A 22,561-nucleotide genomic window follows, 5' to 3' on the forward strand; every position below is an offset into this window, starting at 1 on the left:
GATCTCAGACCGCCTTCATCGGAGCGACGGCCAGAACCGGCATCTCCAGCGTCCGTCCGGCGATGGCCGGCGTCGCATAGCCCCGGCGTGTGAACACCCGCAGCAGACCGACGCACAGGGCGGTGAACCCGGCGAACAGAACCACCAGAGCCAGCAGCGGCAGCTTGAGGCTGGTGCCCCGCGTCGGCGCCGCCGCTCGCTCGATGACCCGCACATTGTCGGCGCCCGCCGCGACCAGACCGTTGTCGGCACGGCTCTGGGTCTCGCGCTGCTGAAACTCCCGGATCGAGGCCGTCAGCACGTCGCGGTTCGACGTCAGGGTCGCGTTCTGGCTCTCCTCGCGCGTCAGCCGCGCCTGACGGTCCAGAATTTCGGCCAGTTGCCGGTTCACCGACGACAACCGCGCCGTCAGCGAATCCCGCTCCGCCACGGTCGTGATCCGCGTCGATTCCAGCTCCGTCCAGACCGGATTCGGCCCCAGACGGACCTCTTTGGCCCCCACGGTCGTACCCGACGCCACATATTGCTGCAGCCCGGCGATGCGCGCCTCGATGTCCTGCACCGGCTGGCTGTCGGGTTGATAGCGCGCCAGCAACTGCTCCCGCTCGGTCCGAAGTTGCAGGATCTGGTCCTGAGCCGAAACATTCAGATCCTGCTGCAACGTCACTTCTGCCGGCGTGCGCTCCTGCTGGGCCTCCAGCGTCACCAGCCGCCGCGCGGCCTGGTTCAGCTGATTCTCGACCGAGAATTTCTCCGTCAGGGTCGACTGATAGGTCGCCGCCAGAGCCGCCTTGGAGGCCGCGAAGTCACCGATGTCGTTCGATGCCAGGAACTGTTCATAGGCGTTGTCGGCGTCGGCCAGTTCGTCCTCGAAAACCCGGCGCTGGGTCTGGATGGCCTCAGTCGTGCCGTCGCGGAACACCTCCCGGCGATAGATCTGATACTGGTCGATGATGGCGTTCAGCACCCGCGCCGACTTCTCGGCATTATCGCTCTCGAACTGCAGTCCGATGATCGCGCCCTGAGGTGTCGTGGAGACGGTCAGGCCGTCGTTGATGAATTTGATCGCGTCGCCCTCCTGCTTGGCCACAGGATCGGTGTTCACCTTGCCCGGCTTCTGGAAGAACGGCAGGCCCAGCGCACGAACGGCCCTCAGCTTCACCTCGCGCGAGCTGATGATGTTGGCCTCGGCCTGCGCCACCTCTCCCACGGCGGGCGGCTGCGACTGACGATCGGTCATCCCGCCCACGCGCGGCTGATAGACGTACTCCTGCCCCGGACTGACCAGCAGGCTCGCTCCGGCGGTATAGGTCTTCTTCAGCGTCATCACGGCCGCTGCCCCGATGCCCAGCACCAGCACGAACACCAGGATCATCAGCAGCAGTTCGCGGAACAACAGGCCGACGACATCGAACAGCCCATAGCGTGGCCGGGCCGAGACATAGGCTGTCGTAGTGGCCGACGAACGCATGAGAACTGGCGAATCCGTTGCAAGTGAACCGTTTGCGATCCTTCGCCTGTCGGCGTTAACCAGCCGTTACCCATAACGGGTAAGGTTCCCCTCATGTTCGATCGGCGTCAGATTCTGTGGACCATGGGCGCCGCCCTCTTCGCCTCCTCCACGGCGGGGTGCGCCAGCGGACAGAGTTCCTTGGCGCCGAACCGCATCCAGCGCGGCGACTTCGACGACATCGCTTTCGCCGACTGGACCGAGGAAGAGCCGGAGTACCTGCTCTATCCGGGCGACGAGATCGAGGTCGCCACCCCCACGGCCACCGAGCTGACCCGCACCCTGCGGGTCGGCCCCGACGGCCGCATCGCCCTGCCTCTGATCGGTCAGGCGATGGCGGCGGACCGGACGATCTCGGAACTCGAATACGAACTCAGCGCGGCCTACGCCTCCCAGCTGGTGCGGCCTGTGGTCGAGGTGACGCTGAAGACGGCTGGACCGATGAAGGTGTGGGTCGCCGGCGAGGTTCGCACCCCCGGCGTCTACGACATGAACGGCGACATCGACGCCTACCAGGCCATCGTCCAGGCCGGCGACTTCCTGCCCAGTGCTCGCCCGCAGCAGGTCGCCCTGATCCGTCGCGGCCCCGGCGGGATTCGGATGATGCGGGTGGTGGATCTGCGCCAGCGGCGCGGAGAGGTCGTGGCCCTGCGGCGCGGCGACCTTCTTTACGTCCCGCGCTCGACGCTGGGCGAGTTGGCCAACTTCTTCACCCAGGTGAAGGCGGCCCTGCCGGTCGGCTTCAACTACACGATCAACGGCCAGTATCAGCAGTTCTGACCCGAGCCCGGCGTCCAGTCCGACGGCCGGATTCCTGTCGAAGATAAAAATATTCTAGCATCGCCAAACACGGCCACGCCTGATTTGAGGTCCATTTCGGCCCTCGAACGCGCCCTGGTCTCCGGCTGGGGTATACTGCTCCCCACGGTTCGCGGAGAGTGCGAACACGACCACGGATTTCGTCCGTTTCGTCACGGTTCGTCATGTTTCGTCACGATGCATTCGACATGACGAAACGGACGAAACCTCCCCGGCGCCACGCTCAAGCAGCGAGACGCGGCGCGTCGAGCGATAGCGCGCTAAGAAGGCGTCAGGCCGCCAGCGTCACCACGCCGGCGTCGATGTAGCGACGGGCGGCGCGTTGGGCTTCGGCGATCTCGTCGCGTTCCATCTCTTCGGACATCTCGCGGCGATAGACGCGCGCTTCGATGGAGCCCTTCATGGCCGCCAGGTTGAAGATCATGTGAGCCGAGACCCGGTCCATCGGGCAGCCGCCCGATCCCGACGAGTACATCATGCCCAGCCGGAACAGGGCGTCGCCGTCCATGTCGGCGGTGGGCAGGGGCAGCGGAGCCGCCTCGACCTCGTTTTGCAGTTCCGGCGCGGTTTCTTGCGCGTTCATCACGGTCGTCCTTTGCGATGGCGGACGTCCGTTCTGGACCCGCCCCTCGATCGTGATCAAATACCCCCGGTTTGAAGTTAAAGTTAACAGCGGCGCGGGACGCAAAGTCTTTTCAGTAAAGGGAAAATGAATACTGCGAAGTCGATTCAGACCTGCGAAATATACCGTCAAGGCGGCGTTTACCTTGATGCTGTGAAGCTTAACGCGCCCGTTGCCCGAACAGCACCTTGCGAGCCTCTTCCGCCGCCTTGCCGGAGGCCGCCAGATTTCGCCGCATCTCGTCGCCAAGCGCCCGCCCGGCCTTGACCGCTGGCCGTTCCCCGACCCGCTCGACCCAAGCCTTCAGGTTTGGGAAATGGTCCAAATCCTGCCCCTGAAGCTGCGGCAGGATCCATGGCCAGGCCGCCATGTCGGCGATGGAATAGTCCCCCGCCAGATAGTCCCGGTCCTTCAACCGTCGGTCCATGACCCCATACAGCCGGTGCGTTTCGTCGGTGTAGCGGCGAACCCCATAGGCGATCTGCCTCTGGTCCGGGACGATGGCCGGGGCGTACTGGCGGAAGTGGTGGGTCTGGCCCGCCATCGGCCCGAGCCCTCCGACCTGCCAGAACAACCACTGGTCGATCTCGACCCGTTGCCGCACATCAGTCGGGTAGAAGCGGCGCGACTTGTTACCGAGATACTGCAGGATCGCCCCGCTCTCGAAGATCGAGATCGGCTTGCCTCCCGGCCCGTCCGGATCGACGATGGCGGGCATCCGGCCGTTCGGACTGATGGCCTGGAACTCCGGCGTGAACTGCTCGCCGGCGCCGATGTTGACCGGCTTCATCTCATAGGCCAGCCCCATCTCTTCCAGGGCGATGGAAACCTTCCATCCATTAGGCGTGGGCCAGTACCAGAGCTCGATCGGGGCGGTCATGACGGCGTCTCCGGCAGGTGAAATCAGACCTTCGATCTGGGCGCGAGCGAATGTGGCCGCAAGCCCGTCACATGCCGTCAGAAGCGCCCGAGAGATCGTTCAGCCGCCGTTCATGGACAAAGTCCGACCTTGCTCGAGAGCCGCCGGAGTATCGGCGTGCGGGGAAGAAACGAAATGAAATCGATGCTGACGGCCTTCGTGGCCTTCACGGCCCTGGCCCTCCCGGCCGGCCTGCCTGCCCTGGCGATGGCGCAGGACGACGCGGCCGTGGTGGCCGACGCTCCGCCTCCGCCCCCGTCCAACGACGCCGGCGGGCGCTACCAGCCCGACGAGAACACGCCCCCTCCCACTCCGGTGCGCTTCGAACAACCTCGCCCCCAGGTGCAGGACGTCCAGGACCGTCGCGGCGGCGGCGACCGTGGCCCACGCGGCGGCGACCGTGGTGGTGACCGAGGCGGCAACAATGGCGGCGGCTGGAACGGCGGCGGCGATCGCGGTGGTGACCGAGGCGGCAACAGCGGCTGGAGCGGTGGTGGCGATCGCGGCGGCGACCGGGGCGGCAACACCGAGACCGGCAACGGTCCTGGCCGCTGGAACCACAACAACCCTCCCGTCGTGACGCCTCCGGCTCCCACGCCGGGCCAGGACCGTGGCGGCCGGGGTCGCGACAACGACGGCCGAGGCTGGGATCGGGACAACGACGGTCGCGGCCGGGACAACAATGGCGGCTGGAACCGTGGTGACCAGGATCGCGATGGACGCGGTCGCGACTGGAACCGTGGCGCCGACGGCCGTGGCAACGGCGGCTGGAACAACGGCGGCGCCTGGAACAACGGCCAGAACTGGGACCGCAACCGCAACAACAACGGCAACTGGCGGAGCGACCGCAACGGCCGCCGCGATTACAACGGTTGGAACAACCGCTGGAACCAGGACGCGTGGCGCCGCGACTGGAACCGGGGTCGTTCGAACGACTGGTGGCGCAACGATCGCGGCTTCCGGGGCTACAGCGGCTATCGCTTCGGCTTCTATTTTGCGCCGAACTACGGCTACTACTCGGTTCCCCGGAACTACTGGGGCCAGCGCTGGTATCGGGGCGACTACCTGCCTTCGATCTTCTGGCGCTACAGCCTGAACGACTACCGCACCTTCGGCCTGGGCTACCCGCCTCCGGGCACCCAGTGGGTCGCCGTCGACACCACGATCTACCTGATCGACCAGTTCGACGGCTACATCATCGAGGTCATCTACGACGCCTGGCGCTGGTAGCGTCAAGCGGGCAGGCCGGGGTCAGCCGCAGTCAACGCTGCGGATGATCCCGGTGGCCTCGTCGAAGCGGATGTTCAGCCGGTCAGGGCGGTAGTCCTCAGTGGCCGAACAGGTCGTGCAGACGAACCGGACGTTCGCTCCGGGGGCGAAATCGACCGCTCCCCGGTGGCTTCCAATCAGGGATTTGGAGGCCTCGGCGTCGCAACGCTGAGGCGCGGTCGGTTCCGGGGGCGGTGTGGGCGCGCAGGCTCCCAGCAAAGCCCCGCCCAGCATCAGCCCTGCGATCACCCGCATCGGACCTGCTCCACGATCTCGGTCTGGGCGTTGTAGAAGATGTTCAGCCGGTAGGCCGAATAGTCCATCGTCACCGGGCAGGTGGTGCAGGTCACCCGGCGATTGACCACCTCGACCGGGACCGGGATCTCGTTCCGATGCTTGCCGACCAGATACTGGAAGTCCGCCGCCTTGCAGAGGTCGGCCTCGCCGTCGGGCATGTGCGACCCCACAGGCCGGTTGGCCTCGGCATCCGCGATCACGGCGGGCGCGGGAGCCTCGGCGACCGGAGACGACGTCGACGAACAGGCCGTCAGGAACAACAGGCCGATCAGGCCGCCTTTTCCCACCGCCCCTCGTCCGACTGCTTCCAGTAGGCGAGGTTGGCTCCCTGATCCTTCAGCGCCTTCCAGCGCGCCCGCGCGCCCTGAAGCGCCGCGTCGTCCCGACCGTCGAAGATGATGAAGCATCGCTCGAACTCCTCTGTGGGGCTCATATCCGAGCCATCGACGATGAACAGCGCCTGAGACCCGTTCGGGTTCTCGTCTCCCGCCGTCAGCAGGATCGGCTGGCGCTCCGCATGCGGCTGGTCGGAGACACCGTGGGCCAGGAAACTCTCGTCTCTCCAGGTCCAAAGCCGCTCGTCAATGGCCTCTCGCGCATCCGCATCCGCGACCCGTACGCGCGCCTTCCAGCCGCGTTGAAGGGTGCGGTCCAGCAGTTCAGGCAGGACCTGATCCAGCGTCGACCGCTCCAGATGGTAGAACCAGATTTCCCCGGCTCCGCTCACTTGATCAGCCTTCGTAGGTGTCGGCCACCATGCGGTCCAGAAGACGCACGCCCCAGCCCACCGGGCCGTCGGGCACGGTCGGACGCGTGGACTTCGACACCCAGGCCGTTGGCGCGATGTCGATATGGGCCCACGGCGTGCCGTTGACGAAGCGCTGCAGGAACAGGGCGGCGGTGATCGAACCGCCGTCGCGCCCGGCCGAGTTCTTCACGTCGGCGTTCACGCTGTCCATGATCTTGTCGTACTGGGGCGGCATCGGCATCCGCCAGACGTTCTCGTTGACCTTCGGACCGGCGGCCAGAATGGCGTTCGCAACCCCGTCGTCGTTCGAGAAGACGCCCGCATAGTCCAGGCCCAGAGAGATGATCATGGCGCCCGTCAGCGTGGCCAGGTCGATCATCATCTTCGGCTTGAAGCGGTCCTGCGTGTACCAGAGGGCGTCGGCCAGGACGAGGCGGCCCTCGGCGTCGGTGTTGATCACCTCGACCGTCTGGCCGGACATCGACTTGACGATGTCGCCCGGACGCTGGGCGTTGCCGTCGGGCATGTTCTCGACCAGGCCCAGGACCCCCACGGCGTTGACCTTGGCCTTGCGGCCCGCCAGCGCGTGCATCAGGCCGGCCACGGCGGCGGCGCCGCCCATGTCCCAGATCATGTCTTCCATTCCGGCGGCCGGCTTGATCGAGATGCCGCCCGTGTCGAAGCAGACGCCCTTGCCGACGAAGGCGATCGGCGCGTCGCCGGCCTTGCCGCCGTTCCACTGAATCACGGCCAGCTGGCTTTCGCGGACTGAACCCTGACCGACGCCCAGAAGGACGTGCATGCCGAGCGCTTCCATCTCCTTCTCGCCGAGGATCTCGACCTTCAGGCCCAGGCGCTCCAGCTCCTTGACCCGGCTGGCGAACTCGGCCGGGTAAAGAATGTTGGCGGGCTCGGCGACCAGATCGCGCGAGAAATAGACTGCCTCGGCGACGGCGTTCAGGCCTTCAGCGGCGGCATTGGCGCCTGCGACGTCCTTGGTGACGATGCGGACGGTCTTTATCGACGGAATCTTGTCGGCCTTTTCCTTGGTCCGGTATTTGTCGAACCGGTAGGCGGCCAGGCGGACGGCGAAGGCAGCGCGCGCGGCGTCGGCGCCCGACAGATGGCCCAGGTCGATCGTCAGCGTCTCGGCGCCCGACAGCTTCACGGCGTTGTAGGCGGCGCCCGCGGCGGTCTCGAGCGCCAGGTCGTCGAACTTGCCGGCCTCGCCCGCTCCGACCAGCACGATCGAGTCAGCCGTCACGCCCGACGGCGCGGCCACGACCAGCGACGAGTTGGCCCCGCCGGTGAACCGGCCGGCCCCCATCGCCTTGGTCAGAGCGCCGCCCGTTGCGGCGTCATGAGACGCGCCCTCGCCGGCCAAAACGCGGCCGTCGTTGACGAAAATGGCGAGCGCGCCGGATGCGCCGGCCTCGGCGACGAAATCGATCTTCATGAAAACGCAGACTCCAGCCGGGATGGACTCCCGGTCATTGAACTGTGGGTGGTCACGCCCGCCATTGTCGGCGGCGCGCCCGGATGTGTATTAGATGCGCCGCAACGACCGCGCCCGCAACCGGGTGATTTTCATCGCCCGCATGACCCTGATCCAACGCTACCTTTTCCGACAGATCAGCCTGCCCGTCCTGGCGGCGTGCGGATCGTTGGTCGGAATCGGCCTGTTGAGCCAGAGCCTCGACCAGCTCGAGGTGATCGTGGAGCGCGGTCAGAGCGTTTGGGTGATGCTGAAACTAACGCTTCTGGCCGTGCCGCAACTGTTCGCGGTCATCCTGCCGATCGGCCTGTTCGTCGGCGCCCTGATCGCCCTGACCCGTCTGCAGCGGGAACAGGAACTGACCGCCGCCTACGCCAGCGGCATGTCGCGCTGGCAGATGATCGCGCCCTCGGCCCGGCTGGCGCTCATCGTCGCCCTCGCGGCCCTGGCGACCAACGTCCTGATCCAACCCTGGGCCCAGCGGGCTTCGCGAGAACAAGCGTTCGCCATCCGCACCGACCTCGCCGCCCTGCTGGTCGAGGAAGGCCGCTTCGTGCAGGGCCCCAACGGCCTGACGGTATACGTCCAGCAGATCGAGCAGAACGGCCTGCTGAAGAACCTCTTCATCTACATCCAGGACGGGGACAAGGTGACGACCTGGGATGCGACCGAGGCGCGTTTCGGCCGCGTCGACGGGCAACCGGTCCTGACCATGAAACAGGGGTCGTGGCAGGAGTACGATTCCAAGGGCGTGCTGAACCAGCTGTCCTTCGACGGCTGGGTCTTCCAGCTCGCGCCCTACGTCAGCAACGACGAACACATCCGCTACAAGCCCGCCGACCTGTGGATCACCCAGCTGTTCGATCCCTCGGCAGAGATCCTCCGAGACACTGCCCCGCGCGGCGAACTGCTGGCCGAAGCGCACAGCCGCCTGTCGTCGCCGCTCTACGCCCTGACGGCCATGGCCATGGCGCTGGCCGCGATCCTGGGCGGCGCCTTCAGCCGGACAGGCTATAGCCTGCGCATCGCCAAGGCTTCGGCCGCCTTCCTGCTGGTCCGCATCTTCGGCTACGCCATTGTCGCCGCCAGCGCCTGGAATAGTTGGCTGAACGTCTTCCAATATCTGCTGCCCATCGCCGCCACCGCCTTCGCCCTGCGCCTGCTGTTCCGGGCGCTGAAGCCCCGACGGTCGAAGGGTCGCTCGCCCTTGGCCCAGTTTAAGGCGCGGTTCGCATGAGCAGCCTGGGCTCGCTCGCCGACGCGCCGCGTCACATCCTCAGCGCCCTGCGTCTGGGGCGGATCGAACGCTATGTGCTGATCCAGCTGGCCCGTTCGCTGGCCGTGGCCCTGGCGGTCATCGCCGCCCTGGTCATGCTGATCGACTTCGTGGAGATTTCGCGCGGCCTGGGCTCGGACACCGACCTGTCGGGTCTGCGCATCCTTGGCCTGATGCTGCTGAAGTCGCCGGCGGTGATCGTTCAGCTTCTGCCCTTCGTCTTTCTGTTCGGCACTCTGGCGGCCTTCGTCGGCCTGAACCGACGTTCAGAGCTGGTTGCGATGCGCGCGGCGGGGGTTTCCGCCTGGCGGTTCGTCCTGCCGGCCGCGGGGGCCGCCCTGGTGCTCGGCGTCCTGACGGTGACTGTCATCGGCCCGATGGCCGCGTCGGGAGACGGCCTGTTCCAGCGCGAACGCGCCCGCATCTCGGGCTCGGTCGTCAGCGGCGAAGAGCAGGAAGCGATCTGGCTTCGCGAAGGCGACGGCCCACGTCAAATGGTCATTCGCGCCGGCCGGCAGGACCGCGCCAACGCCCGGCTGCTGGACGTGACCTTCTTCATCTACGCCACCGACCCGGAAGGTCGTCGCGCCTTCACCGAGCGAATCGACGCGCCCTCGGCCAGCCTCAGCGCCGGCCGCTGGCGACTTGTGAACGCTGTGGGCGCACAGACCGGCCAGCGCGCGGTGCGCTACGCCACCCTCGACCTTCCCTCGGCCCTCGCCGACGAAGAGGCCTTCGAACGCTTCGCGCGACCTCAGTCGACGCCCTTCTGGTCCCTGCCCGGTCAGATACAGCGCATCGAGGACGCGGGCTTCTCCTCGACGGCCTACCGGCTGCGGCTCCAGTCGCTCCTGTCCACGCCCCTCGCCTTCGCGGCCATGACCATTCTGGCCGCCGCCTTCTCGCTGCGGCTCATGCGACTTGGCGATCTGGCGCGAATGTCGGTGGCGGCGGTGGTGCTCGGTTTCGCCTTCTTCTTCCTGAACCAGTTTTCCGCCGCCATGGGCTCGGCCGAGGTCGTGCCGCCGTTCGTGGCGGCCTGGTTGCCAGCCATCCTCACGGCGCTCGCGGCCTTCACCTTGCTGTTCTATACCGAAGACGGCTAAGCGGACCCCGGCGGGGGCCTGAAGGAACGGTTGGATTTCATGCGGGCTGAAGGCGCCGTTTCACGCAAGAGCACACGACGCGGACGCCTGCTGGCGGGAGCCGCCCTTCTGGCCTGCGTCCCCGTTTCGGTTCTCGCCCAGACCGCACCTTCTCCTATCCCGCCGGCGGCGGTCCAGGACGGACTGGCGCCGGACGCCATCTACATCGAGGCGGACAACGCCGGACGCGAGGGCGACGTCATCAGCGCCACGGGCGAGCGCGACCGCGTCTACGCCCGCTTCCAGGGGCACAGCCTGCGCGGCCGCGCCGTCACCTATGATCTGGCGAAGGGCATCGGCACGGCCGACGGCGACGTCGAACTGGTCGATCCGGACAGCAATACCGTCTTCGCCAGCCACCTCGAGCTTGATTCGGACCTGCGGGCCGGCGTCGCCGTTGATTTCGCGACCCGCACGGCGAACGGAGCCAGCCTGATGGCCGCGACCGCCGTGCGCCGGTCCGAGAACGTCAACGAGCTCAACTATGCGCTCTTCACCCCCTGCCCCATCTGCGACGACGCCGGTAACCCCAAGACGCCTTCGATCGCGATCCAGGCCGAGAAGGTCGTGCAGGACGAGGAGTTGCGAGCGGTCCTCTACCGCAACGCAGTCTTCAAAGTCGGCGGCGTGCCAGTCTTCTGGACCCCCTTCTTCGCACACCCGGATCCGACCGTGGACCGGGCATCCGGCCTTCTGGTTCCGATCTTCAACTACGACGACGGGCGGGGAGTCTCGGTGGAAACCCCTTATCTACAGGTCATCTCGCCGTCCGAGGACTGGCTGATCAGCCCGCAGTTCAACACCCGGGTCCTGCCGTTCCTGAACCTGCAATGGCGCCGGCGCTTCGCCAACGGGATGATCGTTGCGCGCGGCGGCTTCACCTATGCGCAGAACTTCGGCAATTTCGACCTGAACGGCGACGGCCAGGCCGAGTCCAACGTCGACTTCGGCGACCGCACCAGCCGCAGCTACATCCTGGCCCACGGCAGGTTCGACCCCGAGGGCCCGTGGCGCTTCGGCTTTACGGCCGAGCGGACCTCGGACAAGACCCTGTTCGACCGTTACGACGTCATCGACCCCTACCAGGACAACGGACTGTACTACGGCGATCAGCGTCGTCTGATCAGCCAGCTCTACGCCGAGCGCCAGACGGCCCGGTCCTATCTGTCGATCGCCGCCTTCTCGATCCAGAGCCTGCGCGTCGCCCAGTTCAACGACGTCACCCCGGCTTTGAACATCTTCGAATCGGACGGCGCCCTGCCTCTGGTCGCGCCGCTGATCGACGCACGGTGGGAGCCTTCCGGCCCCGTGCTCGGCGGACGTCTGCGCCTGCGAGGCTCGGCGGTGTCCCTGTACCGCGACGAGTATTTCGGAAGCCCGGTGTTGCGGCCGGAGATCATCCCGACGACGGCCAGCCCCTTCGGCCTGCCAGGCGTCGACAGCCGCCGCGTCACCGGCCAGATCGACTGGCGTCGCACCCTGATCTCCCCCTCGGGCATCCGCTACGAGCCGTTCGTAGACGGCCGTTTCGACGTGTATTCGGTCGCCGACCTGCCGCCGGTGCTCGGGCTCGAGGACGAAACGATTACCCGCAGCCGCGCTACGATCGGCCTGGACGTCAGCTATCCCCTGATCCGGCGACTGAGCGACGGTGCGGACATCATCGTCGAGCCGCTGGGCCAGATCTCCGTCTCGACCGACCCGGATCTCGATCCCCGCATCCCGATCGAGGACTCCCAGACGCTGGAGCTCGACGAATCGTCGCTGTTCCGGATCGACCGGTTCCCGGGCTACGACCTGCTCGAAGGCGGAGTGCGGATCACCGCCGGAGTTCGCACGACCCTGCGCTGGGCTGAGGGTCGCACCGCCAGCCTGTTCGTCGGCCGCAGCATGCGGGACGCCGAACAGAGCGCCTTCCGCATCCCGATCCCCGATGCGCCGAATAGCCTCTACGATCCGTCCGGTCTGGCGGCGCAGACATCCGACTGGGTCGTCCAGGCCAGCTTCCAGCCGTCGGACCGCATCCGGGGCTGGGGTCATGCCACTGTCGATGGATCCGGCGACATCCGCCGCGCCGAGATGGCCGTCGATGGTCGCTGGGGCCGACGCAATCTGGCGACGCTCAGCTACATCGTCGATCGCTCGAACCCGCTGGATGGACCAGGCAACCGGAACTACGAGTTCGTGCAGCTGGCAGGCCAACAGTTCATCGCCGGTAACTGGGGCGTGGCCGTCGCCGGCATCGCCGATCTGGAGCGCGACCTGATCACCCGATCCGAAGTCGGGATCGTCTTCGACGACGACTGTTTCCGCGTCGAGGTCGGCTATCGCCGAGACAACACTCGTGTCAGCCCCACCGGCCCGTCGGACGGCGCCTATTTCCGTCTAAACCTCGCCACTTTTGGAGGGTCAGGCTATGGATCAAACGGTCTGCGTTAGGCATGACGCGTAATTGCGTGCGCCAACCCGGTGGGGAACCGGGGCTGCAGGCTCGAAGGAACCAGGACTGACCATGCGTTTGATGCGTTTTACGACCGGGGTCGCTATGGCCGCTCTGGTCGCGGGTTCCGCGATCGCCCAGACCGCGCCGACAGGACAGGCTGCGGGCACGCTCGATCCCGCCGCCGAACAGGCGCCCGCCACGGCGGCTGCGGCCACGCCCCAGTTCACCTTGGCCGACGGCATCGTCGCCACGGTCAATGATCAGGTCATCACCGGCTTCGACCTGCGTCAGCGAATGCTCTCGGTCATCGCCATGAGCCAGGTCCAGCCGACCGAGGAGAATATTCCGGCCATCCAGCAACAGGCCTTGCAGGCTTTGATCGAGGAGCGTCTCCAGGCCCAGGAGATCGCCAAGTACGAGACGCTCAAGATTTCCGACGAGGACGTGGATCGGGAGATCGCGGGCATGGCGCAGGACGCCGGCACCACGCCCGAGAACTACATGGCCTTCCTGGCCCAGGGCGGCATCCGTCCCGATGCGATGCGCGAACAGCTCCGCACCGAGATCGGCTGGCGTGAACTGGTCGGGGGCCGTTTCAACAGCCGCGCCCGCGTCAGCCGCGCCCAGGTCGAGCAAGCCGTCCGACAGCTGACCGAGGCCGCGTCCAAGCCCCAGTACCTGATCGGCGAAATCTACCTCGAAGCCAACCGCGTGGGCGGCCAGCAGGCGGCTATCAACGGCGCCGAGCAGCTGGTGGCCCAGATGGTCCAGGGCGCGCCTTTCCAGGCCGTCGCACGTCAGTTCTCGGCGGCCCCCTCGGCGGCGCGCGGCGGAGACGCCGGCTGGGTCGTCCAAGGCACGGTGCAGCCCGCGCTTCAGACCGCGCTCGACGCCCTTCAGGTCGGCCAGCTGTCGCGCCCGATCCCTGTCGAGGGCGGCGTCTACATCATCTACATGCGCGACAAGCGGGCTGGAGCCTCGACCAGCCTGGTCACGCTGAAGCAGGCGATGATCGAACTGCCGGAAACGGCGAGCGACGCCGAAGTCGCGGCGGCGACCCAGCGTCTGGAGGCCCTGCGCCCCAGCCTGACCTGCGACAACATCCTGCAGCGCGCGACGTCGGAGGCGGGCCTGCTGGGTTCGGACCTTGGCGAGAGCGATGTGGCCAACCTGGCGCCGCAGTTCCAGCAGGTCGCGCGTTCGGCCGAGGTGAACACGGTCTCCAACCCGGTCCGCACGCCCCTGGGCATCCATCTGCTGGCGGTCTGCGGCCGTCGAGTGGGCGGCGTCGACGTGCCGTCGGCGCGCGAGGTCGAGGGTCGTCTCCAGAACCAGAACCTGGCCATGCTGGCGCGCCGATACATCCGCGACCTGCGTGCGGACGCCCTCATCGAGATGAAGTGATCGGGTGGCCGCGGCCCCTCTGATCCTGACGCTGGGCGAGCCCGCCGGCGTCGGCGCGGAGATCATCGCCAAGGCCTGGACCGCGCTGTCCGAAGACGCCCCCTTCGCCGTCATCGGGGACGCCCGCCTGCTTGAGCGCCACGGCGTGCCGGTCCGCGAGATCGGCGACCTGTCGGATGCGGCAACGGTCTTCGGCCGCGCCCTCCCCGTCCTGAACCACCCCGCCCCCGCGCCCATCGAGGCGGGCAGGCCCGATCCCCGCAACGCCGGGGTCGTCGCCGACTGGATCGAGCGCGCCGTCGCCTTGGCGCTGTCCGGTGAGGCGTCGGGCGTGGTCACCGCCCCGATCGCCAAGGCCCCGCTGTACGCCGCCGGCTTCCGCTTTCCGGGGCATACGGAGTTCATCGCCGAGCTGACCGCCGACGCGCCCTATGTCGGAACACGGGGGCCGGTCATGATGCTCACGGCCAGGGATCTGCGGGCCTGTCTGGTCACGATCCATGTGGCGCTGGACCAGGTGCCCGAGCTTGTCACCGAGGAGCGGGTCGCCAGAACGGCGCGGGTGGTGCATGAGACGCTGAGGCGCGACTTCGGCATCGCCCGCCCCCGGCTGGCGCTGGCGGCCCTCAACCCGCACGCGGGCGAGGGCGGGGCGTTGGGGTTGCAGGAGATCACGGTCCTCAAGCCCACGGCGGAAGCGCTTCGCGCCGAGGGCATCGACATCACCGATCCCCTGCCCGCCGACACACTGTTCCACGAGGAGGCGCGAGCCGGCTACGACGCCGCCATCTGCCTGTATCACGACCAGGCGCTGATCCCGGTGAAGACGCTGGACTTCTGGGGCGGGGTCAACGCCACGCTCGGCCTGCCCGTCATCCGCACCTCGCCCGACCATGGCACCGGGTTCGACATCGCGGGCAAGGGGATCGCCCGGCCCGACAGCCTGATCGCGGCGATCCGTCTGGCCTCGGAGATGGCGGCGAAGCGCGCGGCGAGTTAAAGCCGCCCGGTGACCGACCTCCCGACCCTGCGCGAATCCCTCGAAGCCCACGGCCTGCTGGCCAAGAAGAGCTTCGGCCAGCACTTCCTGCTGGACCTGAACATCACCCGCAAGATCGTGCGGCTGGCCGGGCCGTTCGAAGGGCGGGCCGTGATCGAGGTCGGCCCCGGACCCGGAGGCCTGACCCGAGCCCTTCTGGAAAGCGACGCCGGCAAGGTGGTCCTGATCGAGAAGGACCCGCGCTTCCTGCCCCTGCTGGGCGAACTGGATACGGGCGACGGCCGTCTGACCATCGTCGAGGCAGACGCGCTGAAGGTCAATCAGTCCAGGCTGGTCGAGGGGCCGGCTCATGTGGTTTCCAACCTGCCCTACAACGTCGGCACCCCCCTGCTGATCGACTGGCTGACCGGGGCCTGGACGCCGGTGGCGATGACGCTGATGTTCCAGAAGGAGGTCGCCGAGCGGATCGTGGCCGAGCCGGGCGACGACGCCTATGGCCGTCTGGCGGTCATCTCCCAGGCCGTAGCGGACGCGAAGATCGTGATGCATTTGCCGGCCGCCGCCTTCACCCCGCCGCCCAAGGTGGCCTCGGCGGTGGTGCATGTGGTCCCCCGCGCGGATCGACCTGATGCGCCGACCCTGAAGCGGCTGGAGCGGGTTACGGCGGCCGCCTTCGGCCAGCGCCGGAAGATGCTGCGGTCCAGTCTGAAGCAGCTGGGCGGGGGCGCGCTGTGCGAGGCCGCGGGGATCGACGCGGATGCGCGGGCCGAAACCATAGACATCGACGGCTTCCTCCGTCTGGCCGGAGCCCTCGCATGAGCGCGATCGAGCCCTTTCGCGCCATCGCGATCAGCCGGCTGGCCCATGCCATGAAGGCCGAAGGGCGGTCGGTGATCCATATGGAGTTCGGCCAGCCCTCGACCGGGGCGCCGCCGGCCGCCATCGCCGAGGCGCACCGGGTGCTGGACGCCGACAGCATGGGCTACTGGGAGAGCGCGCCGCTGAAGGCCCGGATCGCCCGGCTGTATCAGGAGCGTTATGGCGTCACGGTCTCGCCGGACCAGCTGCTGCTCACCAATGGCGCCTCGCCGGCCCTGGTGCTGGCCCTGTCCAGCCGGTTCGGGCCGGGCGACCGGATCGCCATGGCCCGGCCGGGCTATGTGGCCTATCGCAACACGGTGAAGGCGCTGAAGATGGTCCCGGTCGAGATCGGCTGCGGGCCTGAGGAGCACTACCAGCTGACGGCCTCTGCGCTTGAGGCGCTGGAGCCCACGCCCGCTGGTGTCATCATCGCCAGCCCGGCCAACCCGACCGGCTCGATCATTCCGCCGAAGGAGCTCGAGGCCATCGTCGGCGTCTGCGTGCGGCGGGGCATCGTCATCGTCTCCGACGAGATCTACCACGGCCTCAGCTACACGGGCCGGACGCCCTCGGTGCTGGAGTTCGCGCCCGAGGCGTTCGTCATCAACAGCTTCTCCAAATACTGGAGCATGGCCGGGTGGCGGCTGGGCTGGCTGCTGGTTCCGCCCCAGCACATCGAGCGGGCCAAGGCGTTCATCGGCAACCTGTTCCTGACCCCGCCGTCGCTGAGCCAGCACGCGGGTCTGGTGGCGATGGACCAGCACGCGGTGCTGGAGAGTCATATCCGGACCTATGCGACGAACCGCGACCTGATGCTGGCGGCCCTGCCCGCCCTGGGTCTGAAGTCGATCGCCCCGCCGGATGGAGCCTTCTACATCTGGGCCGATATCGGCCATCTGACCGACGACAGCGTGGCCTTCTGCGAGCAGTTGCTTCGCGACACCGGGGTGGCGACGGCGCCGGGGGTGGACTTCGATCCTGTCGATGGTCCCCATTTCATGCGCTTCAGCTTCGCGGTCTCGACGGCCGAGGTCGAGGAGGCGCTGAGACGGATTACGCCGTGGTTCGAGGCGCGCGCCGGGACCTGAACCTTTTCGTCCGTTTCGTCATGACGCGAGCAACGTGACGAAAGGTGACGAAACGGACCAATTCCACCGAAGTCCGCTCTCTCCGCGAACCCAAGTCGCCATTGTAGGGCGCCCAGATACCAAGGCGAGCAAATAGCGCGAAACGGGCCTCCAGATCAGGCGGGACGGTGTTTCGGACTGTCGAATTGATTTTTATCTTCGACAGGCATTCGCCTCTCGATGGGTCTCAAACGTCCTCGGCCAGCAGGGCGGACTGGTAGCCGCCGACCCAGGTGTTGCGGAAGCGACGGCTGCGCTCGGCGTGATAGATGTGGGCCAGTTCGGCGTAGGAGCGGTCGAAGTCGTCGTTGACGAAGACGTAGTCGAACTCCGTGCAGTGCTCGATCTCGCCCTTGGCGTTGGCGATGCGGCGCTCGATGACGTCGTCGGCGTCCTGGGACCGGGTCACCAGGCGGCGCTTCAACTCCTCCAGGCTGGGCGGAAGGATGAAGACCCGGACGGCGTCTTCCGGGCATTTCCGGGCGATATCGCGCGCGCCCTGCCAGTCGATGTCGAACAGGACGTCGCGGCCCTCTTCCAGGGCCTTGTCGACCGGGGCGCGCAGGCTGCCGTAGCGATTGCCGTGGACGTCGGCCCATTCGAGGAAGGCGTCGTCGTCGATGCCCTTCTGGAACTCCTCGGCGCTGACGAAATGGTAGTCGCGGTCCGCGACCTCGCCTGGCCTCCGGTCGCGCGTGGTCATGGAGATCGACAGCTCCAGCCCGCCATGGTCGGCCATCAGGCGACGGCACAGCGAGGTCTTTCCGGCGCCTGACGGGCTGGCGACGATCAGGAGGACGCCCCGGCGGGGCGTGCGTTCATTCGACATTCTGCACTTGCTCTCGAAGCTGCTCAATGACCGCCTTGAGGTCGAGGCCCGTCGCGGTCAGGGCCGTCGTAGCCGATTTCGAGCAGAGTGTGTTCGCTTCGCGCATGAACTCCTGCATCAGGAAGTCCAATTTGCGGCCGGCGGGCGGCTGATCCAACAGGGCGCGCGCCGAGGCGACGTGGGCGGTGAGCCGGTCCAGCTCCTCACGGACGTCGGCCTTGGTCGCCAGCGCTGCGGCCTCCAGCACGATCCGGTCTTCGAGACCCGGCGCATCGGGGGCCAGTTCGGCCATGCGGCGGGCGAAACGGTCGCGGACGGCGGCGGTCTGGGCGGCGGCCTCGGTCTCGGCCTTGGCGACCAGGGCTTCGATGCGGCCGACGAAATCCTCGATGACGGGACGCAGCTGGGCGCCCTCGCGTTCGCGTGACAGTTTCAGGGCGTCGAGCGCCTGTTCGACCGTGGCGGCCATGGCGGCCTCGACGGGCGCGCGGGCCTCGGCGTCGTCGACCTCCTCGTCGGCGTCGAGGACGCCGCGCAGGGCCAGCAGGCCGTCGGCGGACGGCGGCGTCGCCCCCTCCATCGCCAGCTGGTTGGCCAGCTCGAGGTAGCGAGCGAGGACCGCCTCGTTGACCTTCAGGATCGAGGCGTCGCCCGGGGCGCGGCGGGCCTGGACGCCGAGCGTCACCTGACCCCGGCTAAGACGCGCCTGACCGGCGGCCTTGGCGAGGCGTTCGAGGTTGTCGAAGCCGTTGGGGCCCCGGAAACGGACCTCCAGATTGCGGCCGTTGACCGAGCGCGCCTCGACCGACCAGCTCCAGCCGTCCAGCGCGCCGTCGGCCCGGCCGAAGCCGGTCATGCCGGAGAGGATGGTCACTGACCGGCCGCCGGGGCGTTCGGACGCGGGGCCGCACGTTGCGGCGTGACCGTGCCCGGAGCCTGCATGGTGATGACGGCCTCGCCGGTCAGTGGCGGGGCGGCGGCGTCCGTCGCGGCTGTTCCCGGCGGTGGCGCGCCGGGAACAGCGCCCGGCGGCAGGGCCTCGGCTGGCGGAGCCTTGCCAGCCTCGATAGCGCGCCAACGGGAGACGTTGGCCAGGTGCTCGGCATAGGTGCGGGCGAAGACGTGGCCGCCCGTGCCGTCCGCGACGAAGAACAGGTCCTGGGTCGCAGGCGGGTTGAGCACCGCCTCCAGCGCCTGGCGGCCAGGGTTGGCGATCGGCGTCGGCGGCAGGCCGTCGATGAGATATGTGTTCCAGCCCGTGTCGCGCTGAAGCTCCGACAGGCGGATGCCCCGGCCCAGCGGACGGCCCTTGGTGATGCCGTAGATGATGGTCGGGTCGCTCTCCAGCCGCATGCCGATGCGCAGCCGGTTGGAAAAGACTGCGGCGACGCGCGGTCGTTCGCGGGCCAGACCCGTCTCCTTCTCGACGATGGATGCCAGGATCACCGCTTCCTCGGGCGTACGGGCCACGGTGTTGGGGCTGCGGGCGGCCCACAGGCGCGCCAGATTGTCGGCGGCGTCGCGCTGCATCCGGGCGATGACCGAGGCGCGGGTCTCGCCGCGAGAGACCTCGTAGGTGTCGGCCCAGAGCGAGCCTTCCTCGGGGATTTCATCGATCGTGCCGACCAGCACCGGCTCCGCGTTCAGGATGTCGACGGCCTGGGCCGAGGACCAGCCCTCGGGAATGGTCACGAAATGGCGGACCACGCGTCCGTCGGTCAGTAGAGCGATGACGGCCTTGAGCGAGGCGCGGGACGGGACCTCATACTCGCCGGCGCGCAGCTTGCGGTCGGCGCCGCTGAGGGTCGCGGCGGCCTTGAACATGTCGGCCGAACGGATGACGCCGGCGTTCTTGAGCGTGGCGGCGATGGCGGAGACACCCGAGCCGCTGGGCAGGGTCACGACCGTGGTGTCGCCCTCGCGCGCCGTCGGTCCCGGCGAATAGTAGACGCTCCAGCCCCAGGCCAAAGCGGCGATCAGGAACAGACTGAAGGTCGCGGACGCCGCCAGGAGCGCCACGACCAGACCCTTGCGTTTCGGTTTCGGCGCCCCCTCGCCTTTCGCCACGTCAGGTCACCTTGCGGAAGATGATGGAGGCGTTCGTGCCGCCAAACCCGAAGCTATTGGACATGGCCACATCGATCTCCATCGGTTTGCCCTTGTGTGGCACGAGGTCGATGGCGGTTTCGTGTTCCGGGTCGTCGAGGTTGATCGTCGGCGGAGCGATCTGGTCGCGGATGGCCAGAACCGAGAACACAGCCTCGATGGCCCCGGCGGCGCCGAGAAGGTGGCCGGTCATCGACTTGGTGGAGGACATGGCCATGTCCTTGGCGTGGTCCCCGACCAGCCGCTCGACCGCGCGCAACTCGATCCAGTCGGCCATGGTCGAGGTGCCGTGGGCGTTGACGTAGTCGATGTCGGTCACGTCGATTCCGGCCCGCTTCACCGCCGCCTTCATGGCGCGATAGGCGCCGTCGCCGTCCTCGGACGGGGCGGTGATGTGATAGGCGTCGCCACTCATGCCGTAGCCGATCACCTCGGCGTAGATCTTCGCGCCGCGCGCCTTGGCGTGTTCGTATTCTTCCAGCACCAGGACGCCCGCGCCCTCGCCCATGACGAAGCCGGCGTGGCCCCGGTCGTAGGGACGTGAGGCGGCCTCGGGCGTGTCGTTGTAGGCGGTGCAGAGGGCCTTGCAGGCCAGGAAGCCGGCGATGCCGATGGGGACGATGGAGCTTTCCGCACCGCCCGCCACCATCACGTCGGCGTCGTCCAAGGCGATCATCCGGGCCGCATCGCCGATGGCGTGGACGCCGGAGGCGCAGGCCGTGACCACCGCGTGGTTCGGACCCTTCAGCCCGTGGCGGATGGAGATCTGGCCCGAGGCGAGGTTTATGAGGGCGGACGGGATGAAGAAGGGGCTGATCCGGCGCGGACCGCTGTCCTGAAGGATCAGGGCGTTCTCGGCGATGGGACCCAGGCCTCCGATGCCCGCACCCATCATGACGCCGGTGCGTTCCTTGTCCTCGTCGGATTCAGGATGCCAGTTCGCGTCGTTCAGCGCCTCGTCGGCGGCCGCGATGCCGAACAGGATGAAGTCGTCGACGCGCTTCCGGTCCTTGGCCGACATGACCCTGTCCGGATCGAACATGCCGGGCGTATCGGGCGAGCCGCCGCCGCGCCCGTCCACGCTGGGAACCTCGCCCGCGATGGTGCAGCCGTAGCCCTCGGTGTCAAAGGTCGTGATCTTGCCGATGCCCGAGCGGCCTTCGACGATCCCCTTCCAGCTGTGTTCCACGCCATTTCCCAGGGGAGTGACGAGGCCGAGACCCGTTACGACGACACGGCGCATGCGTTGGCGCTCCAACTCCGAAAACCTGATTCAGAAACAATAATGGCCGCCGGGCGTCTCCGCTAGGAGCGCCGGGCGGCCATCGATTGCCGGTGGGACTGTGGCTTAGGCCGCGGTCTTTTCGGTGATGAACTTCACCGCGTCGCCGACGGTCTGAATGTGCTCAGCGGCGTCGTCGGGGATCTCGATGTCGAACTCTTCTTCGAAGGCCATGACCAGTTCGACGTTGTCGAGCGAGTCAGCGCCCAGGTCGTCGATGAAGCTGGCCTTTTCGGTGACCTTGTCCGGATCGGCGTCCAGGTGGTCGATGACGATCTTGCGGACGCGTTCCAGGATGTCGGACATGTGTGTCTCTGCCTTCTAGGGCCGCCGGGGCGGCAAATGGTGGTCTTGCCGTCTCACGACGGCTCCGCTTGCGCAAGAGGCAACGCCTCACTGACCCAACCGGTTGCCGGGCCTTTAGCACACCCGTTTCAAAGAGAAATAGGGCGTAACTCTCCTTGATCGGCTATCGCGCGGTCGCGCTCCTTGAGCCGAAGGGCCTGTGATCGATCAAATCATGGCCATGCCGCCGTTCACGTGCAGGGTCTGGCCCGTGACGTATGCAGCCTCCTCCGACGACAGATAGACGGCGGCGGCGGCGATCTCGTCGCCCGTGCCCAGACGTCCTGTCGGGATGTTCTTCAGGATGGTCTCGCGCTGCTGGTCGTTCAGCACGTCGGTCATCGGTGAGGCGATGAAGCCCGGGGCGATGCAGTTCACCGTGATTCCCCGCGAGCCGACTTCCTGGGCCAGCGACTTGGAGAAGCCGATCATGCCAGCCTTCGACGCCGCATAGTTGGTCTGGCCTGGGTTGCCGGTGACGCCGACGACCGAGGTCACGCCGATGATCCGGCCCGACCGACGCTTCATCATCCCCTTCATCGCGGCGCGCGACAGGCGGAAATAGCTCTCCAGATTGACGGTCAGGACGGACTGGAAGTCCTCGTCCTTCATCCGCATCAGAAGACCGTCCTTGGTGATGCCGGCGTTGGCCACCAGGATGTCGAGCGGAGAACCGGCAGCCTCTTCGGCGGCCGCGACCAGATTGTCGACCAAGGCGGGGTCCGACAGGTTGGCGGTGGCGAAATGGGCGCGCTCGCCCAGCTCGGCCTTGATCTCGGCCAGGACGGCCTCGCGCGTTCCGCTGAGAACGACGGTGGCGCCTTGGGCGTGCAGGGCGCGAGCGACGGCCCCGCCGATGCCGCCCGTGGCGCCGGTGACGAGGGCGGTCTTGCCGGTGAGATCGAACATTTGAACCTCCTTCCTTCTCCCTTGGAGGAGAAGGTCGCCCGTAGGGCCGGATGAGAGGTCGCGCGGACCTCTCAGGTTGAAGTTGGAGGGGGCAGACCGGTTGCGTCGGTGTGACCCCTCATCCGTCAGGCTTCGCCTGTCACCTTCTCCCGCAA

General features: G+C 67.4%; 22 protein-coding genes. 9 read left to right on the top strand and 13 right to left on the bottom strand.

Annotated elements, in window-relative coordinates; all coding sequences use genetic code 11:
• Positions 1-4 precede the first annotated feature (4 nt).
• Entirely contained in the window at positions 5-1,471 is a 1,467-nt protein-coding gene (locus O5O43_RS09085) for a Wzz/FepE/Etk N-terminal domain-containing protein (protein WP_271083569.1), read from the bottom strand.
• 93 nt (positions 1,472-1,564) lie between these two features.
• On the opposite strand from O5O43_RS09085, the gene O5O43_RS09090 reads away from it, so the two are divergent.
• Positions 1,565-2,290, top strand: coding sequence for a polysaccharide biosynthesis/export family protein (locus O5O43_RS09090; protein WP_271083570.1), 726 nt, complete (start codon positions 1,565-1,567; stop codon positions 2,288-2,290).
• Positions 2,291-2,600: 310 nt separating this feature from the next.
• Here the strand turns inward: O5O43_RS09090 and O5O43_RS09095 are convergent, their stop codons facing one another.
• Together O5O43_RS09095 and O5O43_RS09100 are read right to left on the bottom strand one after the other, a co-directional pair.
• Positions 2,601-2,912, bottom strand: coding sequence for a sel1 repeat family protein (locus tag O5O43_RS09095; RefSeq protein ID WP_271083571.1), 312 nt, complete (start codon positions 2,910-2,912; stop codon positions 2,601-2,603).
• Between the two features lie 199 nt (positions 2,913-3,111).
• Entirely contained in the window at positions 3,112-3,831 is a 720-nt protein-coding gene (locus O5O43_RS09100) for a glutathione S-transferase N-terminal domain-containing protein (protein WP_271083572.1), read from the bottom strand.
• 174 nt (positions 3,832-4,005) lie between these two features.
• On the opposite strand from O5O43_RS09100, the gene O5O43_RS09105 reads away from it, so the two are divergent.
• Positions 4,006-5,100: an RcnB family protein gene (locus O5O43_RS09105; RefSeq protein WP_271083573.1), complete on the top strand. Its 1,095-nt coding sequence runs from the start codon at positions 4,006-4,008 to the stop codon at positions 5,098-5,100.
• Between the two features lie 21 nt (positions 5,101-5,121).
• Here O5O43_RS09105 and O5O43_RS09110 read toward each other — a convergent pair whose 3' ends face one another.
• The 4 genes from O5O43_RS09110 to O5O43_RS09125 are packed head-to-tail and all read right to left on the bottom strand — an operon-like array spanning position 5,122 to position 7,640.
• Entirely contained in the window at positions 5,122-5,394 is a 273-nt protein-coding gene (locus O5O43_RS09110; RefSeq protein WP_271083574.1) for a hemolysin, read from the bottom strand.
• Positions 5,385-5,723, bottom strand: a complete 339-nt coding sequence (locus O5O43_RS09115) for a hypothetical protein (RefSeq protein WP_271083575.1) — start codon at positions 5,721-5,723, stop codon at positions 5,385-5,387. The genes O5O43_RS09110 and O5O43_RS09115 overlap by 10 nt, the downstream gene beginning before the upstream one ends.
• On the bottom strand, positions 5,705-6,163 hold the full coding sequence (locus tag O5O43_RS09120) for a DNA polymerase III subunit chi (protein ID WP_271083576.1): 459 nt from the start codon (positions 6,161-6,163) through the stop codon (positions 5,705-5,707). The genes O5O43_RS09115 and O5O43_RS09120 overlap by 19 nt, the downstream gene beginning before the upstream one ends.
• Before the next feature lie 4 nt (positions 6,164-6,167).
• A complete protein-coding gene (locus O5O43_RS09125; protein ID WP_271083577.1) occupies positions 6,168-7,640 on the bottom strand; it encodes a leucyl aminopeptidase in 1,473 nt (490 codons plus the stop codon).
• 94 nt (positions 7,641-7,734) lie between these two features.
• Here O5O43_RS09125 and O5O43_RS09130 point away from each other — a divergent pair, with 94 nt between their 5' ends.
• From O5O43_RS09130 to O5O43_RS09160, 7 genes are all read left to right on the top strand, one after another.
• Positions 7,735-8,916, top strand: coding sequence for an LptF/LptG family permease (locus O5O43_RS09130; protein ID WP_271083578.1), 1,182 nt, complete (start codon positions 7,735-7,737; stop codon positions 8,914-8,916).
• On the top strand, positions 8,913-10,061 hold the full coding sequence (gene lptG, locus O5O43_RS09135) for an LPS export ABC transporter permease LptG (RefSeq protein ID WP_271083579.1): 1,149 nt from the start codon (positions 8,913-8,915) through the stop codon (positions 10,059-10,061). The genes O5O43_RS09130 and lptG overlap by 4 nt, the downstream gene beginning before the upstream one ends.
• A 39-nt stretch (positions 10,062-10,100) precedes the next feature.
• Positions 10,101-12,539, top strand: coding sequence for an LPS assembly protein LptD (gene lptD / locus O5O43_RS09140; RefSeq protein ID WP_271083580.1), 2,439 nt, complete (start codon positions 10,101-10,103; stop codon positions 12,537-12,539).
• Between the two features lie 82 nt (positions 12,540-12,621).
• Positions 12,622-13,947, top strand: a complete 1,326-nt coding sequence (locus O5O43_RS09145) for a peptidylprolyl isomerase (RefSeq protein WP_271083581.1) — start codon at positions 12,622-12,624, stop codon at positions 13,945-13,947.
• Between the two features lie 4 nt (positions 13,948-13,951).
• Entirely contained in the window at positions 13,952-14,947 is a 996-nt protein-coding gene (gene pdxA, locus O5O43_RS09150) for a 4-hydroxythreonine-4-phosphate dehydrogenase PdxA (RefSeq protein ID WP_271083582.1), read from the top strand.
• 9 nt (positions 14,948-14,956) lie between these two features.
• Entirely contained in the window at positions 14,957-15,766 is an 810-nt protein-coding gene (rsmA, locus tag O5O43_RS09155; RefSeq protein WP_271083583.1) for a 16S rRNA (adenine(1518)-N(6)/adenine(1519)-N(6))-dimethyltransferase RsmA, read from the top strand.
• On the top strand, positions 15,763-16,896 hold the full coding sequence (locus tag O5O43_RS09160; RefSeq protein WP_271083584.1) for an aminotransferase class I/II-fold pyridoxal phosphate-dependent enzyme: 1,134 nt from the start codon (positions 15,763-15,765) through the stop codon (positions 16,894-16,896). The genes rsmA and O5O43_RS09160 overlap by 4 nt, the downstream gene beginning before the upstream one ends.
• A gap of 226 nt (positions 16,897-17,122) precedes the next feature.
• Here the strand turns inward: O5O43_RS09160 and gmk are convergent, their stop codons facing one another.
• From gmk to fabG, 6 genes are all read right to left on the bottom strand, one after another.
• On the bottom strand, positions 17,123-17,764 hold the full coding sequence (gene gmk / locus O5O43_RS09165; RefSeq protein ID WP_271083585.1) for a guanylate kinase: 642 nt from the start codon (positions 17,762-17,764) through the stop codon (positions 17,123-17,125).
• Positions 17,754-18,620 (bottom strand): YicC/YloC family endoribonuclease, encoded by an 867-nt coding sequence (locus O5O43_RS09170; RefSeq protein ID WP_271086414.1) that lies wholly within the window; start codon positions 18,618-18,620, stop codon positions 17,754-17,756. The genes gmk and O5O43_RS09170 overlap by 11 nt, the downstream gene beginning before the upstream one ends.
• 14 nt (positions 18,621-18,634) lie before the next feature.
• On the bottom strand, positions 18,635-19,831 hold the full coding sequence (gene mltG, locus O5O43_RS09175) for an endolytic transglycosylase MltG (RefSeq protein ID WP_271083586.1): 1,197 nt from the start codon (positions 19,829-19,831) through the stop codon (positions 18,635-18,637).
• 1 nt (position 19,832) lies between these two features.
• Positions 19,833-21,113, bottom strand: coding sequence for a beta-ketoacyl-ACP synthase II (fabF, locus tag O5O43_RS09180; RefSeq protein ID WP_271083587.1), 1,281 nt, complete (start codon positions 21,111-21,113; stop codon positions 19,833-19,835).
• 105 nt (positions 21,114-21,218) lie between these two features.
• The gene (locus O5O43_RS09185) at positions 21,219-21,458 is read right to left on the bottom strand and encodes an acyl carrier protein (RefSeq protein WP_271083588.1); all 240 of its coding nucleotides are present in this window, start codon (positions 21,456-21,458) and stop codon (positions 21,219-21,221) included.
• A 207-nt stretch (positions 21,459-21,665) separates the two neighbouring features.
• Complete coding sequence (fabG, locus tag O5O43_RS09190; protein WP_271083589.1) at positions 21,666-22,406, bottom strand: 3-oxoacyl-[acyl-carrier-protein] reductase; 741 nt, start codon at positions 22,404-22,406, stop codon at positions 21,666-21,668.
• Positions 22,407-22,561 lie beyond the last annotated feature (155 nt).

Origin of the sequence: Brevundimonas sp. NIBR11 (assembly GCF_027912535.1) — a bacterium.
Taxonomy (GTDB): Bacteria; Pseudomonadota; Alphaproteobacteria; order Caulobacterales; family Caulobacteraceae; genus Brevundimonas.

Excerpts from the sequence above, each read along its gene's own strand:
- O5O43_RS09105 (WP_271083573.1), top strand. The coding sequence starts at position 4,006 with ATGAAATCGATGCTGACGGCCTTCGTGGCCTTCACGGCCCTGGCCCTC.
- O5O43_RS09095 (WP_271083571.1), bottom strand. The coding sequence starts at position 2,912 with ATGAACGCGCAAGAAACCGCGCCGGAACTGCAAAACGAGGTCGAGGCG.
- O5O43_RS09170 (WP_271086414.1), bottom strand. The coding sequence starts at position 18,620 with ATGACCGGCTTCGGCCGGGCCGACGGCGCGCTGGACGGCTGGAGCTGG.
- gmk (WP_271083585.1), bottom strand. The coding sequence starts at position 17,764 with ATGTCGAATGAACGCACGCCCCGCCGGGGCGTCCTCCTGATCGTCGCC.
- O5O43_RS09100 (WP_271083572.1), bottom strand. The coding sequence starts at position 3,831 with ATGACCGCCCCGATCGAGCTCTGGTACTGGCCCACGCCTAATGGATGG.
- O5O43_RS09085 (WP_271083569.1), bottom strand. The coding sequence starts at position 1,471 with ATGCGTTCGTCGGCCACTACGACAGCCTATGTCTCGGCCCGGCCACGC.
- O5O43_RS09185 (WP_271083588.1), bottom strand. The coding sequence starts at position 21,458 with ATGTCCGACATCCTGGAACGCGTCCGCAAGATCGTCATCGACCACCTG.
- O5O43_RS09160 (WP_271083584.1), top strand. The coding sequence starts at position 15,763 with ATGAGCGCGATCGAGCCCTTTCGCGCCATCGCGATCAGCCGGCTGGCC.
- fabG (WP_271083589.1), bottom strand. The coding sequence starts at position 22,406 with ATGTTCGATCTCACCGGCAAGACCGCCCTCGTCACCGGCGCCACGGGC.
- O5O43_RS09125 (WP_271083577.1), bottom strand. The coding sequence starts at position 7,640 with ATGAAGATCGATTTCGTCGCCGAGGCCGGCGCATCCGGCGCGCTCGCC.
- O5O43_RS09145 (WP_271083581.1), top strand. The coding sequence starts at position 12,622 with ATGCGTTTTACGACCGGGGTCGCTATGGCCGCTCTGGTCGCGGGTTCC.
- O5O43_RS09090 (WP_271083570.1), top strand. The coding sequence starts at position 1,565 with ATGTTCGATCGGCGTCAGATTCTGTGGACCATGGGCGCCGCCCTCTTC.
- O5O43_RS09130 (WP_271083578.1), top strand. The coding sequence starts at position 7,735 with ATGCGCCGCAACGACCGCGCCCGCAACCGGGTGATTTTCATCGCCCGC.
- O5O43_RS09110 (WP_271083574.1), bottom strand. The coding sequence starts at position 5,394 with ATGCGGGTGATCGCAGGGCTGATGCTGGGCGGGGCTTTGCTGGGAGCC.
- lptG (WP_271083579.1), top strand. The coding sequence starts at position 8,913 with ATGAGCAGCCTGGGCTCGCTCGCCGACGCGCCGCGTCACATCCTCAGC.
- lptD (WP_271083580.1), top strand. The coding sequence starts at position 10,101 with ATGCGGGCTGAAGGCGCCGTTTCACGCAAGAGCACACGACGCGGACGC.
- fabF (WP_271083587.1), bottom strand. The coding sequence starts at position 21,113 with ATGCGCCGTGTCGTCGTAACGGGTCTCGGCCTCGTCACTCCCCTGGGA.